Origin of the sequence: Deinococcus puniceus, from assembly GCF_001644565.1 — a bacterium.
Taxonomy (GTDB): Bacteria; Deinococcota; Deinococci; order Deinococcales; family Deinococcaceae; genus Deinococcus; species Deinococcus puniceus.
The window spans coordinates 1208060-1224908 of record NZ_CP011387.1; the positions used below are offsets into that span (position 1 = coordinate 1208060).

Consider the following 16849-nt stretch of genomic DNA (forward strand, 5'->3'; position numbering starts at 1 on the left):
GCAACGGCGTCAAGCTGGGTTTCTCAGGCCCTCAGACCCTTAGACCCTTAAACTTTTTTCTACGTCCCACAACCGAAAAACCACACCTCTCATTCCCCCGGCGTGTCGCTGCCCAGCCGCACCGTCACGTCTGCACCGCCCGCGCTCTGGGCCGCTTCTACCCGCCCGTAGCCCACGTCTTGCAACACCCGCGCCGCCGCTGTGCCCGACGCCGTAGTCGTGGCTGCGCTGCCCAATGCCGACGAAATACTGACGTTCTGGTATCCCATGCCTTCCAGCTTTTCCTTCAGGCGGCGGGCGCTGCCGTCAGGGGCGGCCACGTTGACCACGGCGATATTCAGCGTGCGCGGATCGTTGGGATCGCGGAAATGCTTGGACACCAGAGCTTGCAGGGCGCTGCGGTTGGGAAGCCACGTGCCGCCGCCGCCAAAATCGCCGGGGACGGTGTGCATGGCAATGCTCGGCCCGCCTAGCACGCCTCCCAGCAGCGCCCCCACCTGAGCGCGGGACAGGTTGGATTTCACGTTGGAGTTCAGCGCCCCCACGATGCCCGGCACGCGCCACACGTTCAGCGGGTTCTTCAGCTTGCCCGTGAAGGCGGTCAGGAACGTTTGCTGCCGTGCCACACGGCCTATATCGCCCAAGCCGTCTTTGCGGAAGCGCAGGTAGCCCTCGGCCTGCTCGCCGCTCAGGTGTTGCCGCCCCGGTTGCAGATCTATAGACAGCTTGCCCGCCTTGTCCTCATATTCCATGCGCTGGGCCACATCCAGCGTCACGCCGCCCGCCGCGTCGGTCATAGAGCGCACAGCGTGCAGGCTCAGTAGGGCGTAGGCGTCCACATTCACCCCGGTCAGGCTTTCCACCGCCGAGACCAGCATCTCGGGGCCGCCGTGAACGTTCGCGCCGTTGATCTTGCCGAAGCCCCAGCGCGGAATATTGAGCCACGTATCGCGCGGAATGCTGAGCAGGTTGGTGGTTCCGTCGGGGCGCAGTTGGGCCAGCAGCAGCGTGTCGGCAGCCCCACTGTAGTCTTCGGGAAGAGCAGGATAGGGCCACACCGCGCTGGGCGGATATTTGGGGGCCACGCCTGCCAGCAGCACCGTGACCGGAGCGTCGGCCTTGCGGGGCAGCGCGCCGTACCGGGCGAACGCCGGAAAAGCTGGAGAGCAGAGGGCCACAGCCCCCGCCAGAGCAACAAGAACAACCACACCAAAGCGCACAGGGCGAGTGTAGCGGGCGCAGGGCTGCCGCGCCAACATCCCAAAGATGCAGTGCTGTAGGGGAAATGGCAGTCAGTTGGGGTGTGGGTTGTTCGGGTTGGCTAGCGAAGGTCTAAGGGTCTAGGGTCGAAGGGTCTAAGAAGGGCAAAACCGATGCGCCTAAAAATGCACTGTCCTCCCCTCAAGGGGGGGCATTGCGAAGCAACGGGGGGGTTCACCCACCACCTTCAATCGACTTCCCCGCCTGCCCCACTCAGCCATCCCGGAAGCTCGGCGGGCTGAGCCTTGTTCCAAAAGAAGGCGAATTCGCGGGCGTATCCGGCAGTGGCGGCGGGGGCCGAAGTCGCCAGCGTGTATTCGTTCAGGCCACGCGGCGTCCACGAGGAATAGTGCAGGTTCTGAGAACCGACCAGCAGCATTCTGCCGTCCAGCAGCAGGGTTTTGGCATGCACAGCGCCCGGATACCAGCGGGCTTCCAGCCGGTCTGCCACGCCCCGGCGTTCCAGTTCGCGGCGCAGTACGGCTAGTCCCACCCGGTTTTCCAGCCCCAGAAAGCCGTGTTCGTACAGCAGGGCGCGGATCTGTACGCCCCGGCCCGCAGCGTCGGCCAGCGCCTCCATCCACGGCAGCGCCTCGTCAAAAGTACACAGGCCCGGATTCAGCAGCGCCAGATTGCAGCCCACGCTCATGCTGAACGACACGTGCATCAGGTCTATGGTCTGGGTGGCCGCGCCGATCATGTTCACAGTGGCGTCGTCGGCGGCGCGGAAGCCCTCGCGGCGGTACAGGCTGAACACGCGCTCCCGGCCCTTCACACCAATTTGAACTTGGTCGGTGCCCTGCGGATGCGTGGCTTTGGCCGCCTCTCCCAGTCGGCAGGCCCGCTGTACGGTGGCCGCCGTCACGTCCGGGGCGCAGCTCAGCAAGCTGCTGCGCGTCCAGAGATCATCGAACACGTTCAGGCCATCGGCGGCGACGGGGCCGCGCACCCGCACGCCGAGGTCACGCACGTTGCCGCCGTAGCCCCCATTCTTGGCCGAATCCAGATGCAGCGGCCCCACGTTGAAGCCCATCACGGTCAGGTCTACGCCGTCGGTGACCAGCAATTTGGCGTGACTGTGAGGAAAAGTGCCGCTGTAGTTGGCGACTTCTACGCGCCACTTGCGGGCCGCATCGGTCAGGGGGACGCCAGCCGCCAGCAGGTCGCGGGCCGCCGCGTACACCTGTGGCCCCCAGTCCAAATTCACGGGCACCGGAAAATTCCCCAGCGCAATCCGCACGGTCACGCCGTCTGGGTAAGCGGCAGGATTGGCCCGCACCTGTTCGTACAACTGCGCTACGCCGCCCGCCAGCACCGCTCCCGGCCCCCGCCCCGGCTCATCGTCCCATTCCATGACCGCAAACAGCACTTCCCGTTTCGCGTCTGCCATTTGCGCGGCCAGCCCGTCGAACCCGCCGTGTGGGGTGGGGGGCACATCGCTGAAGGCCGGATCGGGATTGGGGGTGTGCAACAGGCCCAAGAAGGCATTGCCACACGAGAAATCGGGGCGGCCATTCTGGGTGGTCACGCGCCAAGCGGCCAGTTCCAGCGGATCGTTAGGGGCCGCGCAGCCTAGGCTGGTGCTCAAGTTCTGACGCACGGGCACGGCCAGCGGCACCGGATTGGAAGGCCGCGACTGCACGAAATTCACGCCCGCCCGCGCCACCGTCCAGATTCCCAGCAGCGCCAGCGCCAGCACCAGCAGGGTGGCCGCGACTTGTCCGTAATGCGCCCGGTCTTGTTCGCCCCGGTCTGTGGCGGCGTCTATGGAGGCCGCGATCAGGAGGTCACCGACCACCTGCCCCAGTGCCAGCACGCTTGCCAGCACCGCCAACAGCACCCAACCTCCGCCGCCCAAGACATTCGGTACGCCCACTGCTCCTGCTGCCGCGCCTGCCAACAACCCCACCGCCCCGAACCCCAACAGGCCCGCCACCGCCGGACGCCACGCCAGCCGCGCCCGCACGGTCAGGAGGCCCAGTACGCCGCCCGACAACAGGCCGTACAGCGCTGCTACCAAGCCCAGTCCTGCCGTCAGTTGGCCCGCGCCGAAGGAATCTCCGAGCAGGCCGCCCCGGTAGATGCCCGCCAGACCCATGAGTGCGCCGACTGGCACGATGAGCAGACCAGCCGTGGCCCCCGCCGCGATGCCGCCGCGAATCCGCGCCTGTGCCCGCGAGAGGCCCAAGCGGGCAATCGGGAGCGCCCGCGTAGACAACGCCCCCGACAGCCCGAAGCCCACCATCACGCTGAGAACGGCGGCCAACGTGCCTACCACACCGCGCACATACGGTTGCCCTGCCGGAACCAGCGCCAGCACCAGCGATACCGCGCCCCTTGCCAGCAGCGCCCCAAGCAGCACGCCCAGCACCGCCGAAAAGCTCAGGCGGGCCACCACAGACCAAGGACTGAAACGGGGCAACAGACGCATCGGGAGCCAGAATACGGGAGCGGGCGGGGGCGCGGTTCAGGCCAATTCGTTTAGCAAACTCAGCCCGGTTTTTGGCCCACCATGACACCTAGCCCCACTGTTTTGCCACCATCTCGCCTCCAGCCTTCAGCAACAGATTGAACCTCTGGCCGCAACAATGCACCATCTGAGCTGAACCACGGAGAAACAAATGCTTCCCAGAGGCGGGCGGAATCGGGATGAGGGGCAAGAGTAGTGACGGTGAGGCCAGCAAAAGTCATGGCTTGGGCGTGCGTTGCCAACGGCCAAAAACAGGCTGCCCAATCTGAGCCGTCATGCGATGTCCGACGTTGGGCGTCGGTTAGTCCATGCAGCAGAATAGGTTCACCCAACATCATCACGCCGCCTCCTCGCAATAACCCAGCCAAGTGTTGTACAGCCAGTGGGCGCGTTTCCTCCAACATCTCTAGCGCGTCCAGCACGATTACTCCGTCAAATTGCCCCAACCCCGTAGGCGGATTGACCATTGACCCCAAAATAGTGTTGACACGGCCTGTTAGCCCGCGCGTTTTAATCTTGTGTGCGGCCATCTGTAGGGCGTCCGGGTCAGTGTCTAATAAAGTTAAGTTCCAGCCGAAATGGGCTGCCAAAAAGCAAGCGCTCTCGCCTGTGCCGCCGCCAGCATCCAGGACACGCGACCCAGCGCGTAGGCCGGAAAGTGTGGCGAGCGTGTAAGCGAGGGGGACGCCCCCCGGCCCCCACGTATCCTCCCAAGCAGAGAGACGATCAAAGGCGCGTTGGGTGTATTGATCCAAAACAGGTAGTTCAGCGAAGGCGTTCAAGGCGAACTCCAGCGCGGGCGCAAGGGTGTCAGTCAGGTCAAGCGACTGGAAAAGCAAGTAGCAGAGGCCAGTGCCGTTAGAATTGACTCCCGACGCCTTCACCCCGCACATGACAAGGGGCGGCAAAGGTGGGTAGATCAGGCCACGCTGCCCTTCCGGGTAAAACGTGGGCTGGGAGTCAATCTCTCATCCACCGAGTCTGAAGGATGCCAACCCCTCTGACCTCTGCCAGATGGCCTACTTTTGCTCCAGCACACTCAGTCCATACGCCGTATAAGCCGCCTCGTCACTCGGCGGGTGCGTCAGGCCAGCGCGGGCGTCTCTGAGCAGGCGCTCCAGCGGCAGCGCAGGCGTCAGGGCCGCGCCCCCCGCCGTCCTCACCGCCACATCGGTGGCGTTTACGGCGGCATTGGTGGCGTAGGCTTTGGCTGCCCCGATCAGGGGCACGGAGGTGCTGTCCGGGTGCGCGTCCCACTGCTGCGTGGCGGTGAATAAAAAGGCGCGGGCAGCGTGCAGCTCGGCGGCAATTCGGCCCACCTGTTCCTGCACGCGGGGCAGCGTGGCAATCGGCGCACCCAGCGCGGTAGGGGTACGCTGGCGGGCATAGGCGGTCAGCGCGTGCAGGGCGGCCCAGCCGACTCCCAAATAAGTGGCGGCGATGGCTGTCCAGAACCAAGCCGCACTGGCCGGATGCCCGCCGCTGGGAGGGGCATGCAAGCGGGCCGCTGCGCCGTCAAACACTACGTCATGGCTGCCGCTGCCGCGCAACGCCAAAGCGCCCGTCCACGTCGGCTCTATCGTCACGCCCGCCGCTTTCAGGTCTACCCAAAAGCGCCCGACTTGCCCGTCCGGTGTGGCGGCGTTCACCAGCGCAAAGTCCAGCGCCCGCGCTCCGGTGGCCCATGTTTTGCGGCCCGAAATACGCCAACCCATCTCATCGGGCGTGGCGGCAGTCCGGGGCAAGCCTCCACGAGAAGGGCTGCCCAGTTCCGGTTCGCTGGCGAGCGCATTGACTAGCTTTCCGTCAAGGCTGGCGTCGGCCAACGCTTTGAGCAGGTCATCCGGCAGGGTACGTCCCCCGAATGCCGCGCCCACGATATGCCCGTGCATCGCCAGAATCAGGGCCAGCCCCGCGCCCGCCTCGCCCAAGGTGGCCTGTGCCGCCGCGAATTGCGTCAGGCTCGCGCCCAAGCCGCCTTGAGTGGTGGGTAGGGTGAGGCGGGTGTATCCACTTTGGCGTAATGCTGTGGCAGCGCCCCCGGTCACGTCCTGCGCGGCTTCGCACTCTTGGGCGTGTTGGGCTATGGCCTGCGCCGCCCGCACCGTTACAGCTTGCTGCTCGGCGGTCAGGTGAGCGGTGGGGGAGAGGGTGGGCGCAGTCGCAGGCCAAGTTGTCACAGGTCAAGCTATCCCGTCAGGCACAGCGCCGACAGTTCTTTTCCAGACAGATGCCCTGCCGCGCCGCCCATCTCGCCACACTTCCAAGAGGCGAAGGTGCAGGCCATCCGCAACGCTTCCCGCGTAGATTGTCCACTGAAATAGGCCCAAGCGAAAGCCGAGAGCAGAGCGTCACCCGCGCCGTTGGTAGAAATTATGGGGCGGGTGAATACGGCGGGTTGATGGTGCGGCGGCTGCCCCCGTTCCGACATCAGCGCTCCATCAGCCCCCAGCGAAATCACGATCACTGCCGGGTCAGACCTTTCGCGGTAGTCCCGCAGCGCGTCTAGGGGCGGGACGGTCAGCCGTTCGGCACTGAGAAAAAGTACGTCGGCATGGGCCAAAAACGGTTGGTCATAGGGATGGGCTGGGCCGGGGGTGGCCTGCAAATCCGTCACGATCTGCACGCCCACCGTCCGTGCTACGGGCAACAGCGGGCGCGTCCAGCCCACGTTGGTCAGCACGGCTACGTCAGCCCCGGCTAACTCTACTCGGAACGCCTCTGCGTCAACGTTCAAGCCATCTGTGCCTTCAAATCCCGGTGAATCTGCCGTCCGCCATTCGGCCCCGACAGCACCAGCGACAGGGGCGTACCGAGCGCGTCCTGCACACAGGGGCGAATGCCAGCGCGGGTCAGTGTCATCCGAACCAGTTCTCCGGCAGGATCGCTTCCGGCAAAGGTCAGCAGGTTTATCTGTGCCCCCAGACGTGCCAAAGCGTGCGCCACGTTAAACCCCACCCCACTGACGCCCAGCGTGAGGTCGTGCGGGTAGGTGGTGTTCTCAGCGTCTGGCAGAGGCAAGATGGGTGTTTGTACATGAAGCTCCGTATTAGTATTCCCGGCCACCAGCACACGCAGGGGAGGAGGAGTGAACACGGCTCAGGCTAGCGCAGCCTTAGCCCCTCACCTGCCCCATGACACTTAGCGCAAAACAGAATATACTAAGCTCACTATGTCCTACACTCCGCGTGACTCCACGGCCAGAGACTCCGCCCGCAGCGTCATTCAGGCCCGTTTTCGTGCCAGTGTAGACAGCGATGTGAGTGGGTTGGCCGCTCAGCACTGCTTCGAGCGCCAACTGCTGACGCCCGATGGTATTCCCGCCGCGCAGCTGTGTATCGGTAGCCATGAGGCCGTGACGTACCTGATCTGGCAGTCCTTTGCTCCGGTTTGGGAAGGCGTGGTGTACATCTACGACGGCTTCCGCACCGAGCAAAACCGCTATCTGCACGCCAAATTGCACCTGACCTTGGCCCTCGCCGCAGCGGGCGACGAAGCCACCCCCGGCGTCAAGGCCGCGCTGATGGCCGCCGAACGCGCCCTGCACACGCTCTGGCTGGCGTGGGCGGGGCATCAGGCCACCACGACGGACGCTCTGGCGCGGGCTGTGACGGAGTTTGGCGATCTGTAGTGGGGACAATGCTGTCAATGGTCAGTGGGAAAGGCGTGGTGGCCGAGTTCTTCTGGCTCCAACCGGGTTCAAAGAATCTGAACATCAGCGGCAGTACACCACTGCGTTTCACGGCGTATAGCCCATAACCCTAGACTCGCCACACCTGCCGCATCCTGCCACTCTGGGGGATGCGGCCTGACATTCTTGTGGTCTGCTTGGCGGGGCCAGTCGTGCAGCCACTTGTGCCTTTATTCCGCCCTAGCCGCCGAGGTTCGTGATAAAACTAGGGGCGTACCACAGCTTAATTTCCGCACAGGTTGTACGGCAAGTTCGTTTGGCCCCTCTCTTTTTTTCCTATTGCTCGTGCTGTTTTTCACGAGCTTGTAGGAAGTACGGGAGAGTTTGGGGCGCTAGGAGGGCAGTCTTATCGAATACGCGAATTTTGTCATCATGCTGCTGATCGCCGTTGGAATTGGCGTGCTGGCCGTCATCGTCAGCGCCATCCTGGGGCCGAAAAAAGCCAGCCGCGCCAAACTGATGGCCTACGAGAGCGGCAACGATCCCGAAGGCGGCGGCGTGGGCACCGGCCAGCGCTTCCCGGTTCATTTTTACCTCGTCGCCATGTTGTTCATCATCTTCGACATCGAAACCGCCTTCTTTTACCCGCTGGCGGTGGCCTATCAGAAGCTGATTCCCTTCGCCTTCTATGAGGCGCTGGCCTTCGTGCTGTTGCTGCTGGTGGGCTACTACTACATCCTGCGAAAAGGGGTGCTGGAGTGGGCGTAACGGCGGCCCGGCAGTGAGTGCTGCGCCGCGTAACACACGTCTAAGAGTCTGAGAACAGCACACGGCTCTGGCAATCCCACACTCTTGATGCTCAGGCCCAGACCTTTAGACCCTTAGACAAGCTCCTTACACGCAAGCCAGAGGTAGATGTATGCCACTCAAAGAACTGTTCGAACGCGACTGGCAGGAACTGGAATCCGAAGGCGTCCTGTTTTCCAGCCTAGAAAAACTGGTGGCGTGGGGCCGCAGCAATTCCATGTGGCCCGCCACCTTCGGCCTCGCCTGCTGCGCCATCGAAATGATGAGCAGCACCGATGGACGCAACGATCTGGCCCGCTTCGGCTCCGAGGTGTTCCGCGCCTCGCCCCGGCAGGCCGACGTGATGATCGTGGCTGGACGCCTCAGCAAAAAAATGGCCCCGATTATGCGGCGGGTGTACGACCAGATGCCCGACCCCAAATGGGTGATCAGCATGGGCGCGTGCGCCAGCAGCGGCGGCATGTTCAACAACTACGCGATTGTGCAAAACGTAGACAGCGTGGTGCCCGTCGACATCTTCGTGCCCGGTTGCCCGCCTCGCCCCGAGGCTCTGATCTACGCCGTGATGCAGCTTCAGAAGAAAGTGCGCGGCGAAGCCTTTGACCAGTTGGGCCACCAGTTGCCGATGGTGGATGCGTGGACACGGTGAAGGGGGGAAGACTGTGACGGGCGGTAATGATGGTTCTGGCAGCGGCGAAAAGCTGACCGGACGCAATGCCAGCATGCAGAGTTCTCAGAGCCAACCCGTGCGGCCTGTGGCGGAAATCCGGCCCGTGCCCGTAGACGACCCCAGTGTGGGGCGGCATTCGCTGGCCGCGCAGGGCCTCAATCCTGCCGATCCCCGTGACGTGACCCCGCTGATGGCCGCGCTGGGCCTCATCGAAGACGACGCTGCCGAACCCACCGCCATCGTGCCCGCCGAGCAACTGCGCGACATTGCTATGCAGCTCAAAGCACGCGGCTTCATGCTGATGGACACGGTGGGCATCGACTACAGCGCCTACACCAGCCCGCGGCCCAAGCGTTTTGCGGTGCTGCACAACGTTTACCATCCCGACGACCACCGCCGCCTGTTCTTGCGCGTGTGGTTGCACGACGGCGAACCGCTGGACAGCCTGTATCCGGTCTGGAAGGCGGCCAACTACTTAGAGCGCGAGGTGTACGACTTGATGGGTGTGGAGTTTGTGGGTCACCCCGATTTGCGTAAAGTCCTGACGCCCGACGATCTGGAAGGCCACCCGCTCCGCAAGGATTTCCCGTTGGGCGAAACGCCGACGCTGTTCCGCGAGGGCCGTTTCCTTGACCCGGCCACCTTCCGCGCAGGCCTGAGCGGGCAGCAACGCGGCCTGACCGGATACCGGGGAGAGCTGCGCCGGGGCCAGGGCGAAGACCGGATGCCGCCCGTGATGCCGGAAGGTGGGCCGAAGTGAGCGGGGCGGTCAGTGGAAGCGTGCGAAGGGCGTCTAAGGGTCAAGGGTCACAGCGTTTATACACACAGTGTCTAAGAACAGAGCAGACCCAGACATTAGCGGCCCAGCACCTTAGACCCTCAGACCCTTTGACCCTTAGACCCGCGCTGGAGGCAACCCCATGACGGTCACACAGTCTAAAAAGCTTGCCCCCATCGAGCGCGATACCGAGAATTCGGGCGCACTGATGCACACCGAGATCATGAGCCTGAACGTGGGGCCGCAGCATCCCAGTACGCACGGCGTATTGCGGTTGGTGGTCGACATGGACGGCGAATACGTGATCAAGGTGACGCCGCACATGGGCTACCTGCACACGGGCTTCGAGAAAACCTTCGAGAACCGCACCTACCAGCAGGGCGTGACCTATGCGCCGCGCACCGACTACCTGCACTGCTTTGGGCACGAGCTGGCCTACGTGCTGGGCGTGGAAAAACTGCTACAAGCCGAGGTGCCGGAGCGGGCCACCATCGTCCGGGTCATCCTGCACGAATTGGGCCGGATTCACAGCCATCTGGTCTTCGTGGGCACAGGGATGCTGGATTTGGGAGCGTTGACGCCGTTTTTCTACGCCTTCCGCGAAAAGGAAGCCCTGCAAGACCTGTTCGAGTCGGTCTGCGGCTACCGCATGAATCAGGGCTATTTCCGCGTGGGCGGCCTGTCCCGCGATATTCCCGAAGACTGGCCTGCCCGCGTGTCGGTGTTTCTGGAGCAGTTTGAAAAGGGCGTGACCGAGTACGAGAACCTGTTTGCCAAGAACCCGATTTTCCTAGACCGTGCGACGGGCGTCGGCGTTATTCCGCGTGATGTGGCGCTGGATTTGGGCCTGACCGGGCCGAACCTGCGGGCCAGTGGCGTCGCCCTCGATCACCGCAAGGCCAACCCGTACTGCGGCTACGAAAACTACCAATTCGATGTGCCCGTCAGCACCGCCGGAGACAGCCTCGCCCGTTTCCAGTTGCGCCTGATGGAATTCCGCGAGAGCGCCAAAATCGTGCGGCAGGCGCTAAAAATGCTGAAGCCGGGGCCAGTCAAAGACCCGAACCGCAAGATCAGCTTGCCGCCGCGCCACGAGCTTGAAACCAGCATGGAAGCGGTCATCCACCATTTCAAACTGGTCACGGAGGGCTTTCACCCGCCTGTGGGCGAAGTGTACGTGCCCGTAGAAAGCGCACGCGGCGAGGTGGGCTATTACATCGTGTCGGACGGCGGTTCTATGCCCTACCGAGTGAAAATTCGCGCCCCCAGCTTCGTGAATCTGCAGGCGCTGGAGTATGCCTGCGTGGGCAGCCAATTCGCTGACCTGATCACCATTCTCGCAACGATTGACCCCGTGCTGGGGGATGTGGATCGGTGACGGGGATGGATTCCATAGAGCGAATGGTACGAACGAACGGACGCATCAATGCGGCAATGATTGATGGGCTGGAACCGGACGACTGGAACCTTACGGACGGCCTGGGCGGGGAAAGCATTCGGGATCAACTGACCCATATTGCTCATTTTCGCTACGGATGGCTGAAGGAACTTGCGCCCGAACATATGGGAAATGCTCGCGCCACCATGAAGCGCGGTGACGACGGCAGTATTCAAATGCTGATCAGCGAACCGGAAGACATCAAAACATCTTTGTTGGACGGTGATGAAGCTGCGTTTCAGGCTGTTCAAGCCGCCAAAGCACAGGGCCGGAGCTTTGAAGGATACGCCGATCCAGCCATGATTCTTGCCCGAACTTTGGCGCACGATGCCAATCATCGGGGAACCATCATGAGTGTTTTGCGGATTAATGGCAGAAAACGGCCTGAAATTCGCCAAGCAATGTATGGGCTATGGGGAGAAGAATGACCTATTTTGAAGATAAACAACCCCTCGTGGCCGACATTTTCAGCCGCTATCCGGCCTCGCCGCAGGGCCGCCGCTCGGCGCTCATGCCCTTGCTGCGTGAAGTCCAGAACGCTTACGGCTACGTGTCCGAACCTCAGATGACCGAAATTGCCGCGCTGTGCGGCACGACGGCCACCGAAGTTCGCAGCGTCATGAGCTTTTATTCCACGTACCACACGGTGCCTACAGGCAAATACCACCTTCAAGTCTGTTCTACGCTGATGTGTTCCTTGGCGGGCAGCGACGAACTGTGGGATCACCTCGTGGAGACGCTGGACGTGCAACCCGGCGAAGTGTCGCCCGATGGCCGATTCAGCGTGCAGAAGGTGGAATGCCTCGGCTCCTGCGGTACGGCCCCCATGATGCAGATTGGTGATGAGGGCTACTACGAGAACGTGACCCCCAGCAAGTGCGCCCGCATTCTGGCCGCCCTGCACGCCGACGCGCCGCCCACGCCCGACAACCCTGTGCCCGTGACCGTGAACGCCGAGGGGCGGCAAACGCTGGCAAACGGAGACATGGTGGGGGCCAGTATCGGCGGTCTTTCTCCCCTGACCGGAGGCACCGCATGACCGCCACCCTGACGCCGCCCAAGCCGATTACCAGCGGCAAAGACCCCCGCTTTGCACCCACGCTGTATGCCCATGTGGGCCAAGATCAAAGCTGGACGCTGGAGTACTACCGCCAGCACGGGGGCTACCAAGCCGTCACGCGGGCCTTCGCCATTGGCAACGACGCTGTAATTGATGAAGTCAAGAAATCCGGCCTGCGCGGACGCGGTGGCGCGGGCTTTGCCACTGGCCTCAAGTGGTCGTTCATGCCGCTCAACGACGGCAAGCCGCACTACATCATCTGCAACGCCGACGAGTCCGAACCCGGTTCTTTCAAAGACCGCTACCTGCTCTCCGAAGACCCGCACCAACTGATTGAGGGCATGATTATTGCCGCGTTTGCGATGCGGGCCTCGGTGGGCTACATCTACATCCGGGGCGAGTACGTGCACGCCGCCGAGCGCATCTGGGCCGCCATTCACGAGGCGCGGGATGCCGGGCTGCTGGGCCAGAACATTCTGGGCAGCGGCTTCGATTTCCAGATTCACCTGCACCGGGGCGCGGGCGCGTACATCTGCGGCGAAGAAACCGCGCTGATGAACTCGCTGGAGGGCCTGCGGGCCAATCCGCGCCTGAAGCCGCCGTTTCCCGCTGCCGCTGGCCTGTACGGCCTGCCCACCACCATCAACAACGTGGAAACCTTCTGCGCCGCCACCCAGATTCTGAAATTCGGCCCCGACTGGCACGCGGGCATGGGCACCGAAAAGAGCAAAGGCATGAAGCTGTTTCAGATCAGCGGCCCGGTGGCGCGGCCCGGCGTGTACGAGTTGCCGCTGGGCACCACCTTCCGCGAACTGATTTTCGACTGGGCGGGTGGCCCGCTGGAAGAGATCAAGGCCGTGATTCCCGGCGGTTCCAGTTGCCCCATGCTGCCCTACGACGACAAAACGCTGGACACGCCGATGGATTACGAAGCCATTGCCGCCGCCGGAAGCATGTTGGGCACGGGCGGCGTCACGCTTATTCCGAAGGCCGACTGCATCGTGAACGCCACTTGGAACATGGTGCGCTTTTACGCCCACGAATCCTGCGGCAAATGCACGCCCTGCCGTGAAGGGATTTCGAGTTGGATGGTCAGGATGTACGAGAAACAGGTGCGCGGGCATGGGCAACCCGGCGACGTGCAACTGATCCTCGATATGTCCGAAAACATCGGCGGGCGCAGCTTCTGCGCGTTGGCGGATGCCTGCCTCGGCCCGGTGCTGAGCAGCATCAAGCTGTTCCGCGAAGAATATGACGCGCTGGCGAATACGCAAACGCCGCTGTATGGGCCGCGCAAAAGGTGGAAAGAGGCATGAAAGTCACCATAGATGGCGTCCAAGTCGAACTGCCCGCCGGAACCTCGGCCATCGACGCCGTGTTCCACGCGGGGCAGGATGTGCCGTTTTTCTGCGCCCACTCGTACCTGTCGCCCGTGGGCGCGTGCCGGATGTGCCTGATCGAATCGGGCAGCCCGCGCAAAAACCCAGACGGCTCCTTTGTGATGGAAGGGGAGGGCGACGCCGCCACACCCAAGATTTTCTGGTTCCCCAAGCCGATGGCGTCCTGCACCATGCAGGCCACCGAGGGCATGCACATTCGCACCGCCGCCACGTCCGATGTGGTGGCCAAGGCGCAGGCGGGCATGATGGAATTCACGCTGCTGAACCATCCGCTGGACTGCCCCACCTGCGATAAGGGCGGCGCGTGCGAGCTGCAAGACCGGGCCTTCGAGTACGGCTACGGCGCGAGCCGCTTCGGCTTTGACCGCCGCCACGCCGACAAGCATTACCCCCTGTCGGACTTCGTGATCTTGGATCAGGAGCGCTGCATTCACTGCAAACGCTGCGTGCGCTATTTCGAGGAAGTGCCGGGGCAAGAGGTGCTGGACTTTATCGAGCGCGGCGGGCACACTTTCATCGACACCGAAGAGGGCGGCCTGCCCACCGGATTTCAGGGCAACATCACCGACATTTGCCCGGTGGGAGCTTTGCTGGACAACGTGGCCCGCTTCCGGGGACGCAACTGGGAATACGATCATACGCCCACCACCTGTACCCTCTGCCCCGCCGGATGCTCGATTACCGCCGACGCCCGCAATGGCCGCCTGGAGCGCGTGGTGGCCCGCGAAAACCGTGACGTGAACGAGGCTTGGATCTGTGATGCGGGCCGCTTCGGGCACGTGTTCGCCTCCGAAGCACGGCTGACCAAACCGCTGATTCGTGTGAACGGCGAACTGGTGGAAACGGGCTGGGATGAAGCCATCGCCGCCATTCGTGCAGGCTTGGGCGGCATGAACACCGCCGATCTTGCCCTGTTCCTGCACGCCGACTCCACGCTGGAAGAAGGCGCGGCGCTGGAAGCCTTGGCCGCACTGACAGGCACGAATTCGGTGGATCACTGGCCCCGCTATCCCGCCGAAATCCCCTCTAACGCCACCCTGAACGACATTGCCACTGCCGACGCTGTGGTGGTGCTGGGTGCAGATTTGGGCGAAGAAGCCCCGATTGTCGAACTGCGGGTGCTGGAAATGCTGCGCGGCGGCATCTTGCCCCCGGAATACGCGCATGGCACGGCCATTGCCGACTTGCGCCTCGTCGAACGGCCTGCGCGGAAGCCGGAAAAGCTGGCCGTCATCGGCTCGGCTTCCCGCTTGTCGGGCAATGCCGGAACCTTCGTGCAGGCTGCCAACGTTGACCTGCTGACCCTCATTCGCCCCGATTCCGAAGGCGCACGGGCCGCTCTGAACCTGCTGAACAGTGCCCAGAATCCGGTGCTGATCTTAGGTGCAGACGTGTTGAACGGGGCTTCTGCGGGTGCATTCGCCACCCAACTGAGCGACCTCGTTTCGCGCACCGGGGCCAAAGTCATGGCGATTCCAGCCGCCGCCAACAGCCGGGGCCTCGCACATCTGAACCTCGTGCCACGCAGTGGAGGGCAGGGCTATGCCGCCGTCAATCACACGCGGGCGGCCTTCATTTCCCGCCTCGATCCCGTCGCCACCGGACAGCGCTTGGGTGGCTTCACCATCGTCCACGACACGCACCTGACCGCCACCGCGCAGGCTGCCGACGTGGTGTTGCCCGCCGTCACCAACTACGAAAAGCGCGGCACCACCGTGAACGTCGAAGGCCGCCTCCTGCCTCTGCAACAAGCCGCCCTGAACGCGGGCGAGGCCGCTGACCTGACCCGCACACTGGCCGCCTTAGCCGAAGCCTTGGGCCTGCGCACCCGCATTCGTGGCCTCAAATCCGCACAGGCCCTGCTGCAAACCCGCCTCGGTGTAGACGTGACCGACCTGCCCGAAGCTGGAGCCATTCGCCCCCTCGGCCCCGTGTACGCCGCGCCCACCGGACAAACGCACCGCCCGCAGCTCTGGACGGAGCGCATGACCCTCAAGCCTGACCCGTGGAAGGCCACTTGGGTTGACCGCATAGAGAGTCTGGTGGACAACAAGTGGGAACTGCCGATGGCGGGAAGCGGCCCACAGCTGACCAATTCTCAGGTCACAGGGAGCGACGACTGATGCCGGATTGGATTATTCAACTGCTGATTACGCTGCTCAAGGGGGTGGGCGTGGCACTCGGCCTGCTCACCACCTTCGCCTACATGACCCTGATCGAGCGGCGGCTGCTGGCCCGCATGCAGATTCGGCTGGGGCCAAACCGCGTCGGCCCGATGGGACTCTTGCAGCCGCTCGCTGACGCCATCAAGAGCATTTTTAAGGAAGACCTGACGGTTACGCTGGCCGACAAGCTGGTGTACACTCTCGCACCAATTATCGCCATCGGGTGTGCGCTAACCGCCTTTGGTGGCCTGCCTGCTGGCCCTGCCGGAAGCTTGTTCGGGGCAGATCCTTGGGTGTACAACCTCGACGCCGGACTGTTGGCGTTGCTGGCGATCACGTCTATGGGCGTGTACGGCATCTTCCTCGGCGGCTGGGCGTCGGGCAGCAAATACCCGATTCTGGGCGGCCTGCGTTCCAGCGCCCAGATGATTTCCTACGAACTCGGCATGGGCCTCAGCGTCCTCGGCCTGCTGATGCTCGTCGGCTCCACGTCCTTTCACGCCATCACCAACTGGCAGGCCAACAGCGGCTGGCTGATCATGTTTCAACTCACGGCCTTCGTGCTGTTCCTGATCAGTTCGTTTGCCGAAACCAACCGCACCCCCTTCGACCTGCCGGAAGCCGAACAAGAAATCGTGGCGGGCTACCTGACCGAGTACAGCGCGATCAAGTGGGCACTGTTTCAGATGGCCGAATACGTGAACATGATCACGGCCTCGGCGGTCATGGCAACGCTGTTTTTTGGCGGCTACCGGGGGCCAGCGTTCCTGGAGGGCCTGATCCCCGGCATCGCCAGTTGGCCTTTCATCTGGCTGTTCGCCAAGATCGCCGCGTTCCTGTTCCTGTTCATCTGGGTGCGTGCCACGTTGCCCCGCCTGCGCTACGACCAACTGATGCGCTTTGGCTGGAAGCTGCTGCTGCCTGTAGCCCTCGCCAACACGGTACTCACGGCGGCCATCATCGCCTTTACAACGGGCAGCCTGCGCGTGTGGCTCCTCATTCTGTTGGGCGTCACGGGCGTGGCCCTGCTCATCGGCTTCAGTGACCGGATGCGCGTGCTGTGGACGGCTCCCACCGTTCGCCGCGAAGACGTAAACCTGAGTCCTGCGCGGCCTGCCGGGGGAGACTGAATGTTAATCTTGCCTGTCTTCTGCCCACTCCAAATCATTT

The 16849-nt window shown here is 63.3% G+C and carries 16 protein-coding genes; 10 read left to right on the top strand and 6 right to left on the bottom strand.

The features are described from left to right. Positions 1–89 precede the first annotated feature (89 nt). The 6 genes from SU48_RS05495 to SU48_RS05520 form a co-directional block, all read right to left on the bottom strand. On the bottom strand, positions 90–1220 hold the full coding sequence (locus SU48_RS05495) for an LCP family protein (RefSeq protein ID WP_231881692.1): 1131 nt from the start codon (positions 1218–1220) through the stop codon (positions 90–92). Between the two features lie 227 nt (positions 1221–1447). Continuing rightward, positions 1448–3691, bottom strand: coding sequence for a phospholipase D-like domain-containing protein (locus SU48_RS05500; protein WP_064014378.1), 2244 nt, complete (start codon positions 3689–3691; stop codon positions 1448–1450). Between the two features lie 59 nt (positions 3692–3750). Then, a complete protein-coding gene (locus SU48_RS05505) occupies positions 3751–4623 on the bottom strand; it encodes an SAM-dependent methyltransferase (protein ID WP_064014379.1) in 873 nt (290 codons plus the stop codon). Positions 4624–4749: 126 nt separating this feature from the next. After that, positions 4750–5910, bottom strand: coding sequence for an acyl-CoA dehydrogenase family protein (locus SU48_RS05510; RefSeq protein ID WP_082869682.1), 1161 nt, complete (start codon positions 5908–5910; stop codon positions 4750–4752). A gap of 8 nt (positions 5911–5918) precedes the next feature. After that, complete coding sequence (locus tag SU48_RS05515) at positions 5919–6467, bottom strand: carbohydrate kinase family protein (RefSeq protein WP_064014380.1); 549 nt, start codon at positions 6465–6467, stop codon at positions 5919–5921. After that, positions 6464–6826, bottom strand: coding sequence for a carbohydrate kinase family protein (locus SU48_RS05520; protein ID WP_064014381.1), 363 nt, complete (start codon positions 6824–6826; stop codon positions 6464–6466). Before SU48_RS05520 ends, SU48_RS05515 begins: the two co-directional genes overlap by 4 nt. A 76-nt stretch (positions 6827–6902) precedes the next feature. Here SU48_RS05520 and SU48_RS05525 point away from each other — a divergent pair, with 76 nt between their 5' ends. The 10 genes from SU48_RS05525 to nuoH all read left to right on the top strand — a co-directional run bounded on the left by SU48_RS05525 (position 6903) and on the right by nuoH (position 16809). Then, positions 6903–7361 carry a hypothetical protein gene (locus SU48_RS05525; RefSeq protein WP_064014382.1) on the top strand — a complete coding sequence of 153 codons (459 nt, stop codon included), beginning with the start codon at positions 6903–6905 and terminating at the stop codon, positions 7359–7361. A gap of 432 nt (positions 7362–7793) precedes the next feature. Then, positions 7794–8129, top strand: a complete 336-nt coding sequence (locus SU48_RS05530; RefSeq protein WP_064014383.1) for an NADH-quinone oxidoreductase subunit A — start codon at positions 7794–7796, stop codon at positions 8127–8129. Between the two features lie 151 nt (positions 8130–8280). Continuing rightward, complete coding sequence (locus tag SU48_RS05535) at positions 8281–8817, top strand: NuoB/complex I 20 kDa subunit family protein (protein WP_064014384.1); 537 nt, start codon at positions 8281–8283, stop codon at positions 8815–8817. 13 nt (positions 8818–8830) lie between these two features. After that, positions 8831–9598 carry an NADH-quinone oxidoreductase subunit C gene (locus SU48_RS05540; RefSeq protein WP_331710204.1) on the top strand — a complete coding sequence of 256 codons (768 nt, stop codon included), beginning with the start codon at positions 8831–8833 and terminating at the stop codon, positions 9596–9598. Positions 9599–9758: 160 nt separating this feature from the next. Further along, the gene (gene nuoD / locus SU48_RS05545) at positions 9759–10994 is read left to right on the top strand and encodes an NADH dehydrogenase (quinone) subunit D (RefSeq protein ID WP_082869684.1); all 1236 of its coding nucleotides are present in this window, start codon (positions 9759–9761) and stop codon (positions 10992–10994) included. 23 nt (positions 10995–11017) lie between these two features. Next, a complete protein-coding gene (locus SU48_RS05550; RefSeq protein ID WP_197474688.1) occupies positions 11018–11482 on the top strand; it encodes a DinB family protein in 465 nt (154 codons plus the stop codon). Next, entirely contained in the window at positions 11479–12093 is a 615-nt protein-coding gene (nuoE, locus tag SU48_RS05555; RefSeq protein ID WP_064014386.1) for an NADH-quinone oxidoreductase subunit NuoE, read from the top strand. Before SU48_RS05550 ends, nuoE begins: the two co-directional genes overlap by 4 nt. Next, positions 12090–13430 carry an NADH-quinone oxidoreductase subunit NuoF gene (gene nuoF / locus SU48_RS05560; RefSeq protein WP_064014387.1) on the top strand — a complete coding sequence of 447 codons (1341 nt, stop codon included), beginning with the start codon at positions 12090–12092 and terminating at the stop codon, positions 13428–13430. Before nuoE ends, nuoF begins: the two co-directional genes overlap by 4 nt. After that, positions 13427–15637, top strand: coding sequence for an NADH-quinone oxidoreductase subunit NuoG (gene nuoG, locus SU48_RS05565; RefSeq protein ID WP_064014388.1), 2211 nt, complete (start codon positions 13427–13429; stop codon positions 15635–15637). Before nuoF ends, nuoG begins: the two co-directional genes overlap by 4 nt. Next, on the top strand, positions 15637–16809 hold the full coding sequence (gene nuoH / locus SU48_RS05570) for an NADH-quinone oxidoreductase subunit NuoH (protein ID WP_064014389.1): 1173 nt from the start codon (positions 15637–15639) through the stop codon (positions 16807–16809). The genes nuoG and nuoH overlap by 1 nt, the downstream gene beginning before the upstream one ends. The last annotated feature ends 40 nt before the right edge of the window (positions 16810–16849 follow it).